This is a genomic window from Pseudomonas sp. TE6283 (assembly GCF_054060555.1).
In genome coordinates this window covers 146668-166823 of sequence record NZ_JBSSDH010000005.1, presented here as the reverse complement: position 1 = coordinate 166823, position 20156 = coordinate 146668, and the positions used below count along the sequence as shown (strand labels likewise).

Below are 20156 nucleotides of genomic sequence, written 5' to 3'. Positions count from 1 at the left end.
GGCACGGTTGGACTACTATCGTTCGCGGTGATCTTGCGTGACGCGGCCCATTCAACCCGCCGATCATCAGCCCCTCACACTCGTTCAGGAGAACTCGCCATGCCCCACACCAACCGCCGTTTCCTGCTGACCAAGCGCCCGGTCGGCGCCGTGCGCCGTGACGATTTCACCTATGAGCAGGGGCCCGCCAGCGAGCCGGGCGAAGGCCAGGTGCTGGTGAAAAACCTCTACCTGTCGCTGGACCCGGCCATGCGCGGCTGGATGAACGAAGGCAAGTCTTACATCCCGCCCGTGGGCCTGGGCCAGGTCATGCGCGCCCTAGGCGTCGGCGAGGTGGTCAGCTCCAAGCATCCGGACTACAAGCCCGGCGACCATGTCAGCGGCGCCCTTGGCGTGCAGGATTACTTCACCGGCGAACCCCAGGGCCTGCACCGGATCGATCCACGCCTGGCGCCCCTGCCCCGCTACCTGTCCGCCTTGGGCATGACCGGCATGACCGCCTACTTCGCCCTGCTCGAGGTCGGCCAGCCCAAGGCCGGCGAGACTGTGGTGATCTCCGGTGCCGCCGGCGCGGTCGGCAGCATTGCCGGGCAGATCGCCAAGCTCAAGGGCTGCCGCGTGGTGGGCATCGCCGGGGGCGCGCAGAAGTGCCAGTACCTGGTGGACGAACTGGGCTTCGACGGCGTCATCGACTACAAGGCCGAGGACGTGCTGGCCGGTCTCAAGCGTGAATGCCCCAATGGTGTGGATGTGTACTTCGACAACGTCGGCGGCGACATCCTCGATGCCGTGCTGTCGCGCCTGAACTTCAAGGCCCGGGTGGTGATCTGCGGCGCCATCAGCCAGTACAACAACAAGGAAGCGGTCAAGGGCCCGGCCAACTACCTGTCGCTGCTGGTCAACCGTGCGCGCATGGAAGGCTTCGTGGTGATGGACTACGTCAAGGAGTACGGCAAGGCCGCGCAGGAAATGGCCGGCTGGCTGGCCAGCGGCAAGGTGAAGAGCAAGGAGGATGTGGTGGAGGGCCTGGAGACCTTCCCCGAGACGCTGCTCAAGCTGTTCAGCGGGGAGAATTTCGGCAAGCTGGTGTTGAAGGTCTGAGATCAGCAGCCAGGCGCTTTGTGGGAGGGGGGCAAGCCCGCTCCCACGATCCCTGATTCAACCGCGGATTTCAGCCACAACGGCAGCCAACGCCTTGGCAGGATCCGCCGCCTGGCTGATTGGACGCCCGATCACCAGGTAATCGGAGCCGGCGTCCAGTGCCTGACGCGGGGTCAGAATCCGGCGCTGGTCATCCTGGGCACTGCCCGCCGGGCGAATTCCCGGGGTCACCAATTGCAGCGACGGGTGCGCCGCCTTCAGTGCCGGCGCTTCCAGTGCCGAGCACACCAGGCCGTCCATGCCGGCTTTTTGCGCGAGCGCCGCCAGGCGCAGCACCTGCTCCTGCGGATCGACATCCAGGCCGATGCCGGCGAGGTCCTCGCGCTCCATGCTGGTCAGCACGGTCACGCCGATCAGCAGCGGCTGCGGGCCGCTGCGCTTGTCCAGCTCCTCACGGCAGGCCGACATCATGCGCAGGCCACCGGAGCAGTGCACGTTGACCATCCATACACCCATCTCGGCCGCGGCCTTGACCGCCATGGCGGTGGTGTTGGGGATGTCGTGGAACTTGAGGTCGAGGAATACTTCGAAGCCCTTGCTGCACAGGGTTTCGACTATCCCTGAGGCGCTGCTGGTGAACAGTTCCTTGCCCACCTTGACCCGGCACAGGGCGGGGTCGAGCTGGTCGGCCAGCTTCAGGGCGGCGTCACGGGTGGGAAAATCCAGGGCGACGATCAGGGGCGTCTGGCAGGCGGACATGGGCAGGGTCTCTTGGCAAGTCGTAAACGGCGCGCATTGTAAACGAAGTGGCGTGGGGTTTGGGGGCCGCGGGTCATGAGAATTGGCCCGAGCGGGGGCGGCTCCTATAATTGAACCAACGGCTGCGGCAATGGCTCGAATGCCATGTAAGCGGTGCCCTACACGCTTTCAGGAGAATCTCGATGCCTTGGTATGCCTGGTTGATACTGCTTGTTGCTCTCGGGTCGATTGTCGGCGGATTGATGATGCTGCGGGATACGGCGAAGAAGTTGCCGTTGACGGAGGAGCAGTTGAAGAAAGTGCATGAGCGCAATGCCGAGGCCGATGCGAAGGATGCGCAGGATCGTTGAACCCACACCAGACCGTTCGGGCTGAAGCCGATTGGCACACCACCAACCGGCCGCCCCGCTGATCAATCCACGACCAGCCTGTCTCGATTCTGCTCAAGCAGCGCGCTTCCGATCCCCTTGATTTCCAGCAGTTCGTCCACCGACTGGAACGCTCCGTGGGTCTCACGATAGGCGATGATCGCCTCGGCCTTGGCTTTGCCGATCCCTTTGAGCTCTTTTTGCAGTGTGGCGGCATCGGCCCGGTTGAGGTTGACGTTCCCAGTCGCAGGAGCATTGACAGGCATTTCGATGGCTGCCGACTCAGCGTTCACCGTGGTCTGCGCCGCGGCAGGAAGCGAGAAGGAAAGGCATGTGAACAGCGGTAGAAGGAGGTAGGTCAGTACTGTGTTTCGCATGGTTGAGTCCTTGGGTTGGTTGAGGAGCAGCATTTCCTTGGCTGCCCTCTGAAACCTAGACGCAATGCACACAGCCGCAAATGGCAGGTTTGGTCAAATTATTTCGCAGAAAGCGCGTCCAAACACGATCGCCTCTACACGGTCGAGACTGACGCCCAGAGGCGCCAGCCCATGTAAGGCTCGCCGTGGTCCGATAATTTACTCCTCGATACGCATCGATACAAAAGCGATGCCAAGCTTCCGACGGTCCCCTGTAGGGGTCTAATGAAACCGGACACCTATTTAGGCGAGAATGTTCGCCACAGAGAGGTGCCTGATGACCAAGCAACGCCGTGCTGCCTGCCTGGTGCTCGATCAAGGCTACATTCATGCCGAAGCAGCACGCTCGCTCGGCTTGGTCGAATCGGTCCTACGCCGCTGGGTTAATCAGCCTCAACAGGAGCGCGGCGGCATCACGCCGGCCAGCAAAGCGTTGACGCCAGAGCAGCAAAAGATCCAAGAGCTCGAATCTCGGATAACGCGCCTTGAACGCGAGAAATCGATACTAAAAAAGCTACCGCGATCTTGATGTCGGAAGATCTCGAGCGTATTCGACGATCCACCAGTTCAGCGCCCATGAGCCCGTTGATTGGTTATGTGAGGTGTTCGAAGTCACTCGCTCAAGTTACTACGCACATCGCCATAGAAGGCGAACTCCGGACGTTGAACGACTACGGTTGCGCAGTCGAGTGGATGAGTTATTCACGCGCGGACGAAGTGCGCCCGGCAGCCGCAGTATCAAGATGATGATGCAAGAAGAGGGTGAGAAGATCGGGCGGTTCAAGGTCCGCAGCTGGCGTTGGTCAGCAAACAGCCAGGGGCGCATGCGTACAAAAAGGCCACAGTGGAGCGGCCAGATATTCCGAATATTTTGAACCGAGCGGTTGATGCCGAAGCGCCAAATCAGGTCTGGTGTGGCGACATCACTTACGTTTGGGCGCAGGGAAAATGACATTATCTGGCAGTTGTCTTGGATCTCTATGCACGCAGAATCGTGGGCTGGGCCCTATCAGAAAAACCGGACGCAGACCTCGTGGTCAAAGCGCTGGATGTGGCATACGAACAACGCGGTAGGCCTCAAGGGCTACTGTTCCATTCCGAACAAGGGTCGCAATATGGCAGCAGTCAATTCCGCCAGAGATTGTGGCGCTATCGCATGCGCCAGAGCATGAGCCGCCGAAGCAACTGCTGGGATAACGCGCCGATGAAGCGAGTCTTTCGCAGCTTGAAGTCAGAGTGGATACCGACCAGGGGCTACCTGACCGGGCAGCAAGCTCAACGAGACATTAGCCAGTACCTGATGAGCCACTACAACTGTATCCGCCCCCATCAATTCAACGATGGACTGGCTCCGGCGAAAGCTGAAGAAAAACTCAAAACTGTGTCCGGAATTAGTTGACCACTACACCCTGGCAATCGAAGTAGAACTCAAGGACGGCCAGACTATCGGCATCATCCACGCCGAGCTGCCGAAAGCCGGGTCGACCACCACCTGGGAAACATCCCAGGCACTCTTGAAAAGCAGCGACCCGCAGACATATCGTGACACGCAGACCCAGGCGCTCTATGCCAGAAATCGCATCACCGCAATGGACATCCGCCCGGTTCATGGGCTGGATCGCCTGTACGTCGGCCACTCGAAAGTGCCACAGGTACTAAGCCTGGGAAATGTGGTCTACATCGACACGGGCTGCTCATTTTCCGATGGCGCGCTGACGCTCATCGAGCTGGGGCGGGAGCGGATTACCACCTGCCGCCTCAGCGATCTTTAAAGCTCAGGGCTCCCGACGGCGCTGCAGGTATATCCAGTCGACGATCTCGCCATCGGGATTGTAGCCGCTGACCATTTCCCGCAACTGCTGCCTGACCATGGCGTAGTCGTCGGACGAAATCGCCTCAAGCAAAACACCCAGTCGCGACTTGAGTGAGTCCCAGTCCAGATAGTCTTCCTGGGCGCTCATGATCATCGGGTGACGGGTGGAAACCACATTGTCACCGATCAGCAACTCTTCGTAGAGCTTTTCGCCTGGACGTAAACCGGTGAACTCGATGGAGATGTCACCGTGCGGATTGGTATCGGAGCGCACGCTCAGACCGGACAGGTGGATCATCTTCTCGGCCAGTTCGACGATCTTGACCGGCTCCCCCATATCGAGCACGAACACATCCCCTCCCTGCCCCATCGAACCGGCCTGAATCACCAGCTGCGCGGCCTCGGGAATGGTCATGAAGTAGCGCGTGATTTTCGGGTGGGTCACCGTCAAAGGCCCCCCCGACTTGATCTGCTGATGAAATAGGGGAATGACCGAGCCCGATGACCCAAGTACATTGCCGAAACGCACCATGGTGAAGCGGGTCTTGTTGACTCTCGAGACATTGCCTGGGTCATTGAACAGCACCGGCGCCAGTTCGCGGCTCAACGCCTGAAGCACCATCTCGGCCAGGCGCTTGGTACTGCCCATGACATTCGTCGGGCGCACCGCCTTGTCGGTGGAAATCAGCACAAAGTTGGCCACACCGGATTGCAGCGCCGCCTGCGCGGTATTCAACGTGCCGATCACGTTGTTCAGGACACCCTCGGCAATATTGTGCTCGACCATCGGCACATGCTTGTAGGCTGCCGCATGGTAGACCGTCTCGACGCGCCAGGTGGACATCACATCCAACAGTTGGGCGGCATTGCGCACGGAACCGAGGATCGGCAGGACCCGGGTCGGCAACGAACCACGGTGAATGCTCTTCTCGAGCTCGCTAAGAATGCTGTAGAGATTGAATTCACTGTGCTCGAGCAACAACAAGGTACTGGGATGAAGCCTCAGGATCTGCCGGCACAGTTCCGAGCCGATCGAACCGCCGGCCCCCGTGACCAGAACCACCTTACCTTTCACGCAATGCTCGAGCAGGTCGGCCTGCGCCGGCACAGCGTCTCGCCCCAGCAGGTCCGCGATGTCCACTTCCTGCAGGTCGTCGACCTTGACCCGGCCGCTGGCTAGATCCATGAATCCAGGCACACTCCTCACATGCAATGGGTAGCCTTCAAGTAGATCAAGGATTTCGCGGCGCCGCGCCCGACTGATCGAAGGCACAGCCAGAAGCAATTCCTGGGCCCCGGTCTCCTCAATCATTTTTTGAATGTTTGCGGGCTTGTAGACCAGCAAACCAGCGATCACCCGATCAGCGATGCCGCCATCATCATCGATGAACGCCACCGGCCGCATGACCTTCCCCATGCGCAATGCGGCAACCAGTTGGTTGCCCGCAGAACCTGCCCCATAAATCGCCACTTTCAACGCACCATCATTGTTGCGGCTACTGAAGGGGATATGCTGCACGGTGGCAAACCAGTCACCCAGGAAGTATTGACGCATGGCCAGACGCAGCCCACCAACCAGCACCAAGCTCAACCACCAGTAGTTGAAAATGATGGAGCGCGGCACAAGGTATTGATGGTTCGCCGACCAATAGACAATCACGCCGAGTATCAAGGCAGAGAGAGTCACCGCCTTGAATATGGTGATCAACGCATCGTTGCCAAAATAGCGCATGACGGCTCGGTACATGCCGAGACGGATGAAGATCGGAATGGAAATCACGGGAGCACAAGCAAACAACCAAAGGTGGTGACGCACCAGCTCGGCCGACTCCTCGATCCCCAGTCGTACAACGAACGCCAACCACATCGCCACCCAGACGAGCAGGACATCAGTCAGCACCTGGATCAATCGTTTTTTAGTTCGCGGCAACCCCAGCAGAAATGTCCGCACGCTTTCCCAACCCCTATCGAACACCTTTGCTCCTATCTGCGATTATTTTCTTGCCCAAGCGCCAAGCATTCATCCCGCTGCGTACATGGGGCCTCATTCTCCACCACCCGCATCATAAGCCACGGCCAGCACCAGCAATGGTACATAGGCGGCCAGCAGGCCCACGGCGCCATTAATGTCGAACAGAATGACGCACACTGCCACTGGCAGCAACCAGAAGACATTGATCAACAGCACAGCAAGGGTGCGGGCAGGTACGCTCCCGCCCGCTGCGAAGCTCGGTTGTAGGTGTGCTGCGATGCGCCTCGTAAGGCCTCATGCCTCTGAACAAGCGACGGATGAGGGTATAGGTCACATCGATCACGAAGCCCCCAGCAGGATCAACCAGCACCAGAAGAGCTGCGACGATTCCCAACCAGTGTATAACGACAGCAGCACCATAATCAGGCCGTGAAAACCGCTTCCCGCATCGCCCATGAAGATCTTCGCCGAAGGGAAGTGCCAATACAGAAACCTAAGCACAGCCAGCATGAGAGTCAGGGGCAGCGGCATCAAATGTTCACCCTCGCCAAACCATCAAATCAGGCTGACGCCCAGGCAGATACTGACTGCCTCGACGCCGGCGATGCCATCCATGAAGTTGTACAGGTTGAGCAGCCAAACCAGGTGCAGCACGGCAACTGCAGCCCGACCCACTCCACACTGACCTCCACCCCGAACATCACCAGCGGCGGTACATCGCCGACCCAGTAGAGCCCCCAGGCCGCAGTCACAAAATTTCCCAATAGCGGCCAGCACACCGGGACGTGCCGATGGTCATCGATGAAACCGATCACGGCAACCAGACATCCGCCGCCCAAAAAGGCACACAGCATGGGGCCGTTAAGCATTTGCGATGCCGGCCAGCAACACGATCACCTATAAACCGACACGACAATGGCCATCCCACCACCTCGCGGGGTGGGCACAGCATGCGAGCGACGGGGGCCGGGAACATCGATCAGGCTCCTGGCCAATGCAAAATGGCGCAGACTCGCGGTCAAAAGCAATGAAACCAATATCACCAGTGGAGCCAACCACCACTGCATCATCATCTTTGATCCTTCCTAGAAACCATCGACGACGCCAGCCAACGGCTGTGTCACCCATTACGCCACTTGAGCGAAGGCAACACGTGCTCAAAATTCAGCCGGATATTCAGGGGATATAGATTTCCGCGCATCCATTGATGACTTTCTTGCCCTTTACCTTACACACCGTATCGAACGAGACGCGCCGCTTCTTCAGATCGACTGCGGTCACGCAGACCTCGGCCACCACGGTGTCATCGATATAGACCGGGCGCAAGAAGTTCAAGCTCTGGGAGACATACACACAACCCGGCCCCGGCAGCCGAGTGCCGAACAACGCCGAGAAGAACCCCGCCGACATAAGTCCATGGGCAATTCGCTTGCCGAACCTCGACTGCTCCGCGTACTCACGATCGACATGCACCGGATTATGATCGCCCGAAAGTCCGGCATAGGCCTTGATATCGGCATCGGTAATGGTCTGCGAATAGGCAACCGACATCCCCACCACGATCTGCTCCAGCGGGATGGCACCAAGGGCAACATCACTCACGAGCCGGCCCCCACCTTGCGCAATGGCTTGGCCGGGTTGCCGACTACCGTTTCGCCAGGCGCCACGCTCTTGTTGACCACTGCGCCCATACCGACCACTGCACCCTTGCCGATGATAATGGGCCGCTCCAAAGTGCCCTGCTTGATCACCGCGCCGGTGCCGATATAAGCATGGTCCTCGATACGCACGTTGCCGTTACATTTGACCCCCGGCGCGAAGGTGACGTAGTCGCCGATCACGCAGTCATGGGCGACGTACGAATAGATATTCGACTGGAAGAACCGGCCGATCTTCGCATTGGAGGTGATGGTGGTGAAAGGGCACAGCACCGCGCCTTCTCCTATCTCATTGCCATCGAGCACGACGCTCTGGGCCTGGGCGCGGATCTGGAATGGCTGGGCACCCTGCTCGAGCATGCGCTGGGCGACACGCTCACGTGTGGCACCACTACCGATTGCCACATTGAAGTAGCGCTGCGACGCCTCCAGGGCGAAGAAAGCCTCGGTACTCAGAACCTCATGACCGTTAACCGGCCCCTCGATCTCACCATCATCGACGAAGACGAGGCGATAAGTTTCGCCACGACGTTGTTCCAACATCTCGCGGGCCACCGGCATCACTTCCCGGCCAAACCCGCCGGCCCCAACGATTGCATAAATGTGCATCTTGCATTCCTCGCACGCAGGCTCGACCACCTACGCCTTGTTGAATTTGGTTGTGCCGGGCTCAGAGAGGCACGGCGCGCGCCATCACCGACGCCAGAACCTGACACGTCTTGTCGAGCTCCGCCTCTGTCAGGGTTGGGTGCACCAGCAGCATCAGGCTCGCTTCACCCAACTCGCGCGCCACCGGCAGCGCCTGCGCCGGACGCCACCCGGTGTTTTCGAACGCCTTCTCCAGATATACCTCGGAGCACGATCCCGAATAGCAGGGCACGCCGGCGTGATTGATCTCACGAGCGATACGATCGCGGTCCCAGCCCTCGCCAAGCTTGTCCAGTTCGACAAATACATAGCACTTGTAGGCAGCATGCTGGATATTGTCCGGCACCGTGGGGACACGCAAGCCCTGCAACGCTCGCGCGGTCGTCCAGATCCGTTCGGCATTCTGGCTGCGCGAGCGCTGCCAGTCCGCCATGCGGCACAGCTGTAGACGACCAATCGCGCCCTGGACCTCAAGCATCCGCCAGTTAGTGCCAAAGCTCTCGTGCAGCCAGCGGAAGCCCGGCGGGTGCTCACGTTCGTACACCGCCTCCCAGCTCTTGCCATGGTCCTTGAACGACCACATGGTAGACCAGAGGCTCTTGTCGTTGGTCGTCACCATCCCACCCTCGCCACCAGTGGTCATGATCTTGTCCTGGCAGAACGACCAAGCACCCACATGACCAATAGAGCCAACCGAACGCCCCTTGTAACGCGCACCATGGGCCTGGGCACAGTCTTCGATGACCTTGAGGTTGTGCGTCCTGGCCAGCTCCATGATCGGGTCCATGTCGCAGGGCCAACCCGCCAGGTGCACGCAGATAATCCCACGCGTGCGCTCGGTGAGCACCGCACGAATGGTATCGGCTGTGATGTTCTGCGAGTCGGCATCGACATCGGCGAACACCGGGATTGCACCGGCGTTAACGATGGACGAGACCGAAGCCAGGAAGGTCCGAGAGGTAACGATCACCTCATCACCCGCACCGATCCCCAGGGCGTGCAGGGCCAGATCCAGTGCCACCGTGCCGTTGGTCAGGGCGATCGCGTACTTGCACTCCGACCATTTGGCAAATTCCTTCTCGAACTCGCGACACTCCTGGCCAGTCCAGTAGTTGACCTTGTTGGAAAGAATCACATCGCGAACAGCATTGGCTTCTTCCTCGGTGAAGGATGGCCAGGGAGAAAATGGGGTATTCAACATAGTAGTGATTCCATCAATCGGTCAGTGGACCATCGTGCATCGTTCGACTAAGAACACGACAGCGCAAGGCAAAAAGACACGGCTCAGGGGCGGTTGCCGGAGAACTTGCTCATGGTCGCTTCCCCCGCAGCACTGATACCGTCTTTCCTGATCACTTTCTTCACAGTCAGGAAGAGGATCTTGAGATCCAGCCAGAAACTGCGATTATCCACATACCAAACATCGAGTTTGAACTTGTCCTCCCAACTCAAAGCATTGCGACCGTTGATCTGCGCCCATCCGGTCACGCCAGGGCGGACCTCATGGCGGCGATACTGCTCGGCCGAATACAGCGGCAGGTACTCCATCAGTAAAGGCCGCGGCCCCACCAGGCTCATGTCGCCCTTGAGGACGTTCCAAAGCTCCGGCAGCTCATCCAGACTGCTGGCGCGCAGGAAAGCGCCAAAGGGAGTCATGCGCTGGTCATCCGGCAAGGGATTGCCCTGCGCATCCAACGCATCGCGCATGGTGCGGAACTTGACCATCCTGAACGGCTTACCGCTGACGCCGGGTCGTACCTGGTGGAACAGCACGGGCGAACCCAGCCGGCGCCGAATTAACAGGGCAACGACCAGCATTACCGGGGACAAGACCAGCAGGCCGAGACCAGCGGCCACAAAGTCAAACAAACGCTTCAATATGGATAATCCTGAATCGGGTTGGGTATCACGCCTGGCACCGTACTTACCGGCCCAGGCGCTGGAAGTGTTCAGCGAAGCGCGTCACGCCTGCGGCGAGGGACAAGTGCTGAAGATAGTAAGCCCTGCCGTTCTCGCCCATTACCTGACGCTGATCCGCATCCAGCTCGCACATTGTCAGGATCGCAGTGGCCAGAGCCTGCGGGTTTTCCCATTCGGCCACAACGCCACAGCCAGACTCTCGTACTAAGGCCGCCGCGTCGCCTTCGACCGCCATCAATATAGGTCGGCCCGCCGCCATGTAGGCCTGGGTCTTGGAGGGAATGGTGACGGTGAACAACGGGTCCTGCTTCAGGTGCACCAGCAACGCATCGGCGTTGGCCAGATAAGGGCCGACCTGGTTCATGGGCACTGCCGGCAGGAACACCACGTTGTCCAGGTCTCGCTCCTCCACCAGGGCACGCAGGCGTGTTACCTCGACACCACCACCGAGCATCACCAACGTGACGTTCGCGGCAGCCGCCTTGAGCAGACCAGCGGCGTCGATCAGCGCATCCAGCGCCTGGGCCTTGCCCATGTTACCCGCGAACAGCACGCGCAAACGCCCGGGCGGCGGAAAGCCCGACGGCGCAGGCGCAGTCGGCGCGCAGATCATGTCCTCAGCACACCAGTTGTAGATGACATCGATCTTCTCTGCCGTCACCCCGCGCTCGATCAACAAACGCTTGAACCCAGGTGATAGCACCACCAACTGGTCGACCCGACGATATACCCAATCGCAGACGCGACCGACCAGGGCTATAGCCTTCTCGTTAGAGAACATGCCTGAGGCACGCAGCGTGTCGGGCCACATGTCCTGTATGTCGTAAACAACCGGCACGCGTCGCAACAGACGGATGAACGCCGCGCTCAAGCCTACGGTCAAGGGAGGATGATAGGCGTAGATCACATCGGGCCGACGCGCACCGAACAGGCCATACAGCAGGCTACTGGCGGCAAAGCTCGCGTAATTCAGCACCCGGCCAAGGCCGCTCTGTCCGTGGCTGGGATACAGCGGCAATCGGGTCACCTTGACACCGTCGATTACTTCTCGCTGGATCAGACGCATCCGATAGCCTGGGTAGAGTTTGCCCCCCGGATAGTTGGGAAAGCCGGTCAACACTTCCACGTCGAAGCCGCGGGCCACCAGTTCCCGGGCGAACACCAGCCCTTTGAAGGTCGGCTCAGGATCAAACCATTGGGTCAGCAGGAGTACGCGCACGGTCATGGGTGATCAGTACCTTCTCCAGACCGTACGCATCACGTAGTCACGGTAGCTGTGGATGATGCGCACGACCTTCTCCGAGACATTCGGCATGCTGTAATCCTCGACCAAGCGCAGACCGCGCGCCTCACCGCGCGGCTGGCTCTCCAGCAAGGCCAAACCTTGCAGCACGCGCTCCACCTCCAGGCCAGTCATCATCACCGCAGCCTCCTCCATGCCCTCAGGCCGCTCGTGGGCCTCACGCAGGTTCAATGCCGGGAAGTTGAGGATCGACGACTCTTCATTGATGGTACCACTGTCCGACAGCACCGCCTTGGACTCGAGTTGCAACTTGTTGTAGTCGGTGAACCCCAGCGGCTTGAGCAAGCGCACATTCGCGTGGAACTTGACGCCCAGGGCATCGACACGCTTTTGCGTCCGCGGATGGGTCGACACGATCACCGGCATGTCGTATTGCTCGGCCACCGTGTTGAGTACGTCCACAAGCTTGAGGAAGTTGCGATCGGTGTCGATGTTCTCCTCGCGGTGCGCGCTGACCACGAAGAAGCGCCCCTCTTCCAGGCCCTGGCGCTGCAGGACATCGGAGGCATCGATGGACGCCCGGTAATGGTTGAGCACTTCGAACATCGGGCTGCCGCTCTTGATCACCATGTCGGGCGACAAGCCTTCGCGCAGCAGATAATCGCGCGCGATGGTGCTGTATGTCAGGTTGATATCAGCTGTATGGTCGACGATGCGTCGGTTGATTTCCTCTGGCACGCGCATGTCGAAGCAGCGGTTACCGGCTTCCATGTGGAAGGTGGGGATCTTGCGGCGCTTGGCGGGGATCACCGCCATGCAGCTGTTGGTGTCGCCCAGCACCAGCAACGCCTCCGGTTCGACCTCGGCCAGCACCTTGTCGACCGCGATAATAACGTTGCCGATGGTCTCGGCGCCGGTGGCGCCGGCGGCATTCAGGAAGTGATCCGGCTTGCGGATGCCGAGGTCCTGGAAAAAGATCTCGTTCAGTTCATAGTCGTAGTTCTGGCCGGTGTGCACCAGCACATGGTCGCAGTGCTGGTCCAGGGCCACCATCACCCGCGACAGGCGGATGATTTCCGGGCGGGTGCCGACGACGGTGACAACCTTCAACTTCTTCATGGACATTCCTTGGATCTGGACCGTCAAGCGTTCAGCGGCTTGGCATAAGTGTCGGGGTGTTGGCGATCGAAGATCTCGTTGGCCCACAGCATGACAACCATCTCTTCATAACCGATGTTGGTGATGTCATGGGTCCAGCCTGGGACGGTCTCGACGATGACCGGCTTATCGCCGGTAGTCTGCAACTCGTAGAATTCGCCGGTCACCATATGGCGGAAGCGGAAGCTCGCCTGGCCCTTGATGACCAGGAACTTCTCGGTCTTGGTGTGGTGGTAGTGGCCGCCGCGGGTCACCCCTGGGTGCGCGGTGAAATAGGAAAACTGGCCGCTGTCGCCGGTCTTGAGCATTTCGACGAACACCCCGCGTTCATCGCCATACTTGGGCACCTCGTAGGTGAAACGCTCCTGCGGCAGGTAGCTGACATAGGTCGAATACAGCGCGCGGACGAAACCAGTACCGACCGGCTCGGTGATCAGGTTTTTGCGACTGTCGCGAAACGCCTGCAGGTACGAGGCGATCTCGCCGACGCTGACGTCGTACTGCGGCTCGACCTGATCAATGTGCTCGCCACGCATCACTTGAAGGAAGCAGCGCACCACATCGTCGATGTACACCAGGCTGACGCGTGCCTGCGGGTCATTGATCTGGATCGGCAGGTCACGGGCAATGTTGTGGCAGAACGTGGCGACCGCCGAGTTGTAGTTCGGCCGCGCCCATTTGCCGAACACATTGGGCAGGCGGAACAGATGGACTGGCGAACCGGTTTGCGCGTGCAGATCCTGCAGGACCTTTTCCGCGCCACGCTTGCTGGCGCCATAGACGTTGTCCAAGGCCGCCTGGGTCGACGAGGTGTACAGCAACGGCACGGAGCGCCCCGTCGCGCGCACGGCTTCAGCCAACGCCCGGGTCAGGTCGACATTGCCAGAGGTGAATTCCTTCGGGTCCTGCGGACGATTGATGCCGGCCAGGTGGAAGATGAAGTCAGCGTCGGCGACCTTGGCTGGCAGCACAGCTACATCATTGTCACGCGTGAAGGTAGCGACAGCGATATCCTTCAGTTCCTGCAGATGCACCAGCAGGTTCTTGCCGATGAAACCATCGGCGCCCGTAATCAGGACATTCATCGATCACTCCTCCGGAACGGCGTGCTCGCCGCGCTGGATCGCCTGCATGAACGCGAGCTTGAGCAGCAACTTCTGCATGCCTTCGACATCCAGGCGCTCGGTATTGTGGGAGTTGTAGTCTTCGGTATGGGAAATTTTTTCCTCACCCTGTTCGACGAACTTGGCGTAGTTCAGATCGCGCAGGTCCGGCGGCACACGATAGTAGTCCCCCATATCTTCTGCACAGGCCATTTCTTCCCGGCTCAACAAGGCTTCATAGAGCTTTTCACCATGGCGTGTGCCAATAACCTGAATCGGGTGCTCCGGTTGTCCGAGCAAGCCGGTCAAGGCCTTGGCCAAGGTTTCCACAGTGGCTGCGGGCGCTTTCTGCACGAACAGGTCACCATTGTTTCCATGCTCGAACGCGTAAAGAACCAGATCCACGGCATCCGCCAAGGTCATCATGAATCGGGTCATGTTCGGATCGGTGATGGAGAGAGGCTTACCGGCACGCACCTGGTCGACAAATAGGGGAATGACCGAACCACGCGACGCCATCACGTTGCCGTAACGGGTGCCACAGATCACGGTCTTGAGGGGGTCGACATTGCGCGACTTGGCGACCATGACTTTTTCCATCATGGCCTTCGAGATACCCATGGCGTTGATGGGGTAGACAGCCTTGTCGGTACTCAGACAAACAACCCGCTTCACTTCATTCTGAATGGCGGCTTCCAGCACGTTATCGGTGCCAACGACGTTAGTCTTGACCGCTTCCATCGGGTGGAATTCACAAGAGGGTACTTGCTTCAAGGCCGCGGCATGAAAAATGTAATCGACACCACGCGTGGCATTCAAAACACTTTGAAAATCACGAACATCACCAATATAAAATTTCAGTTTCGGACTGGCATAGCGCTTGCGCATGTCGTCCTGTTTTTTTTCATCGCGACTAAAAATGCGAATCTCGGCAATATCTGTATCCAAAAAACCTTTCAGGACGGCATTACCGAACGAACCGGTCCCACCAGTAATCATTAACGTCTTGCCAGCAAACATACTTTATCTCCCGAAACGGTCTTGCCTATACGCGCGAAGTTTATCGCATGGCCTAATGCTTGGACACCAATCTTAGCAGTTCTCTACTGCACCCGCGAGGGCGAAACCGAGCGGAGTATCTGCTCGGAAATGGTACTCACGGTCATATGCTTCGCGTACCACTCCTGCCCAGCACGCCCGACCGAAAAAAGCGTCTCTCGAGGCGCCTGGGCAACTGCTTTGAAATGCTCGACGAGCAGCGCCTTATTACTCGGCGAAGCGCTCCAGCCCGCGCCAATTTCGTCTTCAAGGATCGCGCCAAAATCCGTGGCATCCTCCACATAAGCCAAAACAGGTACCGCAGCCCGGAAGAAATCGATAGCCTTTGAAGGGAAGGTAGGAACCCCTACGTCCCCCGAGTTGAAGACCAACCCCACATCTGCGCCCATCAAGAACTCAATGTATTCATCACGTGGCCTAAACCCCATATAAAGGACACGGTCTTCCACACCATGACTTACTAAGTCATCTAAAATACGTTGTCGCTCAGGCCCATCACCAAAAATATAAAACTTGGCGTCAATGGCATTTTGCTTGGCGACCACCGCCAACTCAATAACCTTGGCAATGCCACGCCCCCTAATCAACTGCCCACCAAACACACAGACAAGTGACTCACCGATATCATGCTGGGCACGTACCTGCCGATAGCGCTCGACTGTACGCTGAAACACCGCGTCAGGCCCCCAAAGGTACAAGACCTCCGCCGCAGTTTTCGACGCCAAACGATAATTTTCCTTGAGAAATTCAAGATTGCGCGGCGACATCACGCCAATCGTATCGTAATGATTGTAAGCACTGTTCTCGATGGCACGCAACGGCGCGGCCAGAAGCCCTGGAACCAGCCCCAACTGATGGTGATAAATAGGAAAAAAATCCCACAAAACCAAATAGGACCGAACAATACGCGCACTGAGCATCTTGCGCAACGGATCCATGATCAATGCCGGCGAAAAATTCAAGACCAGATCAAACTGCTGTTTGGACAGCATCTCCTTCACCGGCGCTTTGATTGCGCGCGCGGCAAAGAACCATTTCAGCACTTTCCCCAGCTTGCCCTTGTAATATTTGCTCTGAACCGGAAAAACGTGCACACGAACACCGGCGCGCTCAACCTCGCAAGGCGCCTCGATTTTTCCTGACCAGTCCAAAAACACCACAACGACTTCATGGTTCAACGCCAAATGCTCGGCAAGACTATCGACCAACCATGAGTGTCCACGACTCAATGAATAGGTAGTACAAAGAACCAGGACCCTCATCGCATGCATCTCCTGAAGTGATCAAACACGTAGGCGAGCATCATACAGAAACACAGCGCATAGGTAATCACGTAAGCAAACCCGACACCACTCACCTGCCCCCAACCGCTCAGCGAGCAGAACAGCAGGACAAAAAGCCCACCTTGCATGAGCTCAAACACCAACGCCCGGCCAAACCTGTCCGCCGAGATGAGCGTGAACACGCAAAAAATCGCCGCCATCCGGAAGTAGTCACCGATCAGATAGTAGATAAAATACTCTCCCGCATCGGCATAACCATGCCCAAACAGCAGAAAAATAACTTCGTGCCTAAAAATATAGATGAATGTGGCGCCCGCCCCATACAACAAGGAAAGCCCCCCAAGCCTTGCCGCCCACCCTCCAAACTTGAGCCCACCTACATGTTTGGAAAGATAGGGCAACAGTAACGTGGCGCAAAATGTACCAAAAAACTGCTGCTGGGCATCTGAGTACTTCACCGCCACCTGCCAATAGCTCAAGGCCTGATGACCATAGTCACGATTGAATGCCTCTCGCACAAACATGCTGACCAGGGGCAGAGAGACCAACCCAGCATAGACGGTCAAACAATAACGGAAAACACTCTTGAATTTTGACCACGCCGCCAAGCGACGAAAATCAAGTCTTATTTTTCCGCTATATGCCCTGCGCATGAATATGATAGGCAACACATAAGCAAGCGGGATCCACCAGTACGACAGATTGGCGGCATCCAGATAAACGAGGATTGCCGCACCAGCGGCATATATCAATGCTCCAGCCATAATGGAGATCGAGTACAGGGCAACCCTGCCCCGCGCCAACGCAACCCCCATCAAGCAGCCATAAACATTTGAAACATAAAACAGCGCAAGGATATACGCAATAAACCAGCCACTGACCGACTGATAAAAGACATACTGTTCCAGCAGCCCTTTACAAACAACCAGCAACACAGCCAGCATCAGAAAAAATACAGCGCCATAGCTAAAGACTTCAGACACAGCCGCTTCGAACTGCTCGTCACTCTGCGCCTGGGACAGCGACTTCACCAGATAGTTACTGGCACCGCCCAGGGACAAGCCGAAGACAACCGCCAAGAAGGCCATATATTGGGTCAGATAGCCAAACCCCTCATCGCCGTAACTGGACGCCAGAAAACGCACGACAATCAGCGCACAGAGGGTCTTTAACGCAAACCCCCCGCCAATGTAAATAATTTTATTCAACTTCACCCTCCAACCATTGAGAGTTGAAGTCATCATAATACTTCATCGTCCTGGCCTTGCCATCGTTACTTTGCCCACCCAGCCAACGCTCCACCATATTGTAATAAGGTGTATAAGGATAAAACAAAGGACCTCGCACCTCGTGCACCAACACAGAGAAACTCATCAAGAGAAAACCCACCGCAACGATAGAACGCTCAAGCGGCCTCTGCCTCCTTACCACCGATAGCAACAAATAAAAATATGGCATCAGCACAAAGTATTTAACGCGATCATGAAAGATCGGATATTTCCAGAACAAAAAAAGCACAACAATGTAGATAAAGCTCAAGTTAACAAGGTAGCGTTCGAGCGCATTGCGCCAATCGGCACGTAATAGCAGGTAGATAAATATTGCCAGAATAAACAGTTTGTACAAAAATTCACCAAGCCCACGCACATAGAGCTCACTCAGCCTGAGATAGATCTCGACCTTAGATGCGATGAACGACGGCATATACCCCAGCGCCTGCTTGAGCACGCCCCCGAAGGCATCCAGACCGAGACCATACAAGATCACAACCAGCGACAACGTACTGATGACAATCGCCTTCGAGAATCTGAACCGCGCGCACAGCACCACCCCCCCGATTGCCAATGAAAACAGGTGAATGGTACTTGCTGCAGCCACCAACAGCGCGAAAACCAGAACCCGCCCTCGCAGGAGGGCAATCATGCCGAGCGCCAGCAGAGACAAGGCGAGCGACATGCGCATCACGGCCATCTGCAGAACCAGGAACAACCAGCAATAGTAGACCAGAAAGCCAGAAACCAAGCCCATGCCCAGCAGGCTATTCAAACGCACGAACACATAGAAATTGAAGACGCAGATAAGGGCCTGCACGCCCCAGAAACTGACGCCGCACAAGTAGAGGACGTAGAGAAGAACCGAAAAACCAGTTTCAGAGCCATTGCCACTACCGAACTGCACAGCCGCCAAAAGCCCTTCAGATTGTTCTATCCCGCTGAAGATATTCTGGTAAACGTACCAATCATACCCTGTTTCGTCACGAAGTCCGGCGATAAATACAAAGTAACTGAAGGCAATAAAAACAAGAAAACCAGCCGTTCTGCGCGTCTTGGGCGCCCCCAGTATCTCCAAAATATAAAAAGGCACCAAAATCACGGCCAAGAAAATATAAAAAAACACTCGAACTCCGCCATGCAGCTTTATTTTTTTACTGACCAAAACACCAAGCCAGTCGCCCCAGCGCACTCATCAGCATCATCGGAAAAAATGGCGAAAGCCCCCATGCCTTCACCACTCCAGCCAATCCTGCCGCCACCACACCGCGAGGAGACTATGCCACCCTGAACGTTTTCCGGTAAACATGCCCGAAGAGCGCAATCAGCACCCCAAATGCAGCACCCACCACCAGACCAATAACGATAATCATTAGCTTTTGAGGCTTAATGGGCCTATCGGGCTGCTCCCCCCCCCCATCAAGCTGAAAGACCGAGATTTTTTCAGGATTGACATCAATACCTTTATAGGTTTCGTAGCTCATCTGCAAGTCGCGCAAGCTCACAAGAAAAGGATCATCCTGCGTACGCTCTTCCAGGTTTTTGATCTCAGCCTGCAAAGCCTTGCTGCCTCGCATATAGGTCAACTCACCAAACATTCCTGCTGAAATTTCCTCTGACAGGCGCCCGCCCAGTATAGGGGGTTTCTCCAAGCCCACTGATTGCGCAATTGCAAGTGCTTCTTTCAAGCGAACGATCAAGTCCTCTTTCACCATCTTGCCATTTTCACGCAGCAGCGCGATTTTCCGCTCCAGGTTCTGAGCTCGGACCTGTGCTTCACGCGTAACGTTCTCCACCAGTTCCGCCTTGGTTATTGCTTCTGCCCTGCCGACGAAAATCTTTGCCCATTCGACAGCGGTCTGTGGGCTTTCGTTGAGCATGCTCACTATGACTCGCTCAGTCGCCCCCTTGCCCTCAGAACCCGTTGCGATAGTTTTCAGATAGCGGGCATAGAGATCGTCCTGGGAACGCTTGCGCTCTTCTTGCCCCAACGAAGGGAGATAGACGTCTCGGAAAAAGTCACGCCGTAACGACTCGGCCTGCACATTTCGCAGAAATACGTCATAGACATCTTTAACGCTATAGGGCACCAACTCGCCGTCCCTGCTACGTCCCAAATTTAGCTCGGCAATAGCATTTTTTGCAGGTGGCATGAGTATTATCTTGGCCTGGTAAACAGGCAAACTAATAAAAGCATAGGCCGCAGCGAGCACGCCTCCCAATACGCTACAAAGAAAGACAGTCGTCTTTTTCTTCCACAGTCCAACAATAAATGCCGACAGATCATCCTGATCGTCGGACAGACTCATCGCTTGATCATCACGCATTTTCAGCTTTCTTCCCTTTCACAGATGCTTGATTTAATCCCCATACGCGAATCCCAG

At 57.2% G+C, this 20156-nt stretch carries 18 protein-coding genes and 2 pseudogenes; 4 read left to right on the top strand and 16 right to left on the bottom strand.

From position 1 onward, the window contains the following. Positions 1 to 99 precede the first annotated feature (99 nt). Positions 100 to 1101 carry an NADP-dependent oxidoreductase gene (locus ACVWZ5_RS09595; RefSeq protein WP_096048404.1) on the top strand — a complete coding sequence of 334 codons (1002 nt, stop codon included), beginning with the start codon at positions 100 to 102 and terminating at the stop codon, positions 1099 to 1101. A gap of 57 nt (positions 1102 to 1158) precedes the next feature. On the opposite strand, the gene pyrF is transcribed toward ACVWZ5_RS09595, so the two are convergent. Beyond that, entirely contained in the window at positions 1159 to 1860 is a 702-nt protein-coding gene (gene pyrF, locus ACVWZ5_RS09590) for an orotidine-5'-phosphate decarboxylase (RefSeq protein WP_028691781.1), read from the bottom strand. A gap of 182 nt (positions 1861 to 2042) precedes the next feature. Here pyrF and ACVWZ5_RS09585 point away from each other — a divergent pair, with 182 nt between their 5' ends. Then, a complete protein-coding gene (locus ACVWZ5_RS09585; RefSeq protein ID WP_065414470.1) occupies positions 2043 to 2210 on the top strand; it encodes a DUF2897 family protein in 168 nt (55 codons plus the stop codon). A gap of 62 nt (positions 2211 to 2272) precedes the next feature. Here ACVWZ5_RS09585 and ACVWZ5_RS09580 read toward each other — a convergent pair whose 3' ends face one another. Then, positions 2273 to 2605: a ComEA family DNA-binding protein gene (locus ACVWZ5_RS09580; RefSeq protein WP_457340578.1), complete on the bottom strand. Its 333-nt coding sequence runs from the start codon at positions 2603 to 2605 to the stop codon at positions 2273 to 2275. Positions 2606 to 2921: 316 nt separating this feature from the next. Between ACVWZ5_RS09580 and ACVWZ5_RS09575 the strand changes: the two are divergent. Both ACVWZ5_RS09575 and ACVWZ5_RS09570 read left to right on the top strand, forming a co-directional pair. Continuing rightward, positions 2922 to 4043 (top strand): annotated as a pseudogene (locus tag ACVWZ5_RS09575) (IS3 family transposase). Further along, positions 3985 to 4416: a hypothetical protein gene (locus ACVWZ5_RS09570; protein WP_435767865.1), complete on the top strand. Its 432-nt coding sequence runs from the start codon at positions 3985 to 3987 to the stop codon at positions 4414 to 4416. The pseudogene ACVWZ5_RS09575 and the gene ACVWZ5_RS09570 overlap by 59 nt, the downstream one beginning before the upstream one ends. A gap of 3 nt (positions 4417 to 4419) precedes the next feature. Here the strand turns inward: ACVWZ5_RS09570 and ACVWZ5_RS09565 are convergent, their stop codons facing one another. The 14 genes and pseudogenes from ACVWZ5_RS09565 to ACVWZ5_RS09500 form a co-directional block, all read right to left on the bottom strand. Further along, positions 4420 to 6432: a polysaccharide biosynthesis protein gene (locus tag ACVWZ5_RS09565; RefSeq protein WP_435767866.1), complete on the bottom strand. Its 2013-nt coding sequence runs from the start codon at positions 6430 to 6432 to the stop codon at positions 4420 to 4422. Positions 6433 to 6501: 69 nt separating this feature from the next. Then, positions 6502 to 7298, bottom strand: a pseudogene (locus ACVWZ5_RS09560) (glycosyl transferase). 307 nt (positions 7299 to 7605) lie between these two features. Next, positions 7606 to 8031 (bottom strand): MaoC family dehydratase, encoded by a 426-nt coding sequence (locus tag ACVWZ5_RS09555; RefSeq protein ID WP_435767867.1) that lies wholly within the window; start codon positions 8029 to 8031, stop codon positions 7606 to 7608. Then, positions 8028 to 8696: an acetyltransferase gene (locus ACVWZ5_RS09550; RefSeq protein ID WP_207851818.1), complete on the bottom strand. Its 669-nt coding sequence runs from the start codon at positions 8694 to 8696 to the stop codon at positions 8028 to 8030. The genes ACVWZ5_RS09555 and ACVWZ5_RS09550 overlap by 4 nt, the downstream gene beginning before the upstream one ends. Before the next feature lie 61 nt (positions 8697 to 8757). Then, positions 8758 to 9936: a DegT/DnrJ/EryC1/StrS family aminotransferase gene (locus ACVWZ5_RS09545; protein WP_435767868.1), complete on the bottom strand. Its 1179-nt coding sequence runs from the start codon at positions 9934 to 9936 to the stop codon at positions 8758 to 8760. Positions 9937 to 10019: 83 nt separating this feature from the next. Next, positions 10020 to 10616 carry a sugar transferase gene (locus ACVWZ5_RS09540; RefSeq protein ID WP_062573207.1) on the bottom strand — a complete coding sequence of 199 codons (597 nt, stop codon included), beginning with the start codon at positions 10614 to 10616 and terminating at the stop codon, positions 10020 to 10022. Positions 10617 to 10659: 43 nt separating this feature from the next. After that, the gene (locus tag ACVWZ5_RS09535; protein ID WP_435767869.1) at positions 10660 to 11880 is read right to left on the bottom strand and encodes a glycosyltransferase; all 1221 of its coding nucleotides are present in this window, start codon (positions 11878 to 11880) and stop codon (positions 10660 to 10662) included. Between the two features lie 6 nt (positions 11881 to 11886). After that, positions 11887 to 13017 carry a non-hydrolyzing UDP-N-acetylglucosamine 2-epimerase gene (wecB, locus tag ACVWZ5_RS09530; RefSeq protein ID WP_062573205.1) on the bottom strand — a complete coding sequence of 377 codons (1131 nt, stop codon included), beginning with the start codon at positions 13015 to 13017 and terminating at the stop codon, positions 11887 to 11889. A gap of 23 nt (positions 13018 to 13040) precedes the next feature. Further along, positions 13041 to 14141, bottom strand: coding sequence for a UDP-2-acetamido-2,6-beta-L-arabino-hexul-4-ose reductase (gene wbjC / locus ACVWZ5_RS09525; RefSeq protein ID WP_435767870.1), 1101 nt, complete (start codon positions 14139 to 14141; stop codon positions 13041 to 13043). Between the two features lie 3 nt (positions 14142 to 14144). Further along, positions 14145 to 15179: a polysaccharide biosynthesis protein gene (locus ACVWZ5_RS09520; RefSeq protein WP_062573203.1), complete on the bottom strand. Its 1035-nt coding sequence runs from the start codon at positions 15177 to 15179 to the stop codon at positions 14145 to 14147. An 83-nt stretch (positions 15180 to 15262) separates the two neighbouring features. Then, the gene (locus ACVWZ5_RS09515) at positions 15263 to 16480 is read right to left on the bottom strand and encodes a glycosyltransferase (protein WP_435767871.1); all 1218 of its coding nucleotides are present in this window, start codon (positions 16478 to 16480) and stop codon (positions 15263 to 15265) included. After that, the gene (locus ACVWZ5_RS09510) at positions 16477 to 17709 is read right to left on the bottom strand and encodes a hypothetical protein (protein ID WP_435767872.1); all 1233 of its coding nucleotides are present in this window, start codon (positions 17707 to 17709) and stop codon (positions 16477 to 16479) included. Before ACVWZ5_RS09510 ends, ACVWZ5_RS09515 begins: the two co-directional genes overlap by 4 nt. After that, entirely contained in the window at positions 17702 to 18964 is a 1263-nt protein-coding gene (locus ACVWZ5_RS09505) for an EpsG family protein (RefSeq protein WP_435767873.1), read from the bottom strand. The genes ACVWZ5_RS09510 and ACVWZ5_RS09505 overlap by 8 nt, the downstream gene beginning before the upstream one ends. Positions 18965 to 19049: 85 nt before the next feature. Then, positions 19050 to 20099, bottom strand: a complete 1050-nt coding sequence (locus ACVWZ5_RS09500; RefSeq protein ID WP_435767874.1) for an LPS O-antigen chain length determinant protein WzzB — start codon at positions 20097 to 20099, stop codon at positions 19050 to 19052. Between the last annotated feature and the right edge of the window lie 57 nt (positions 20100 to 20156).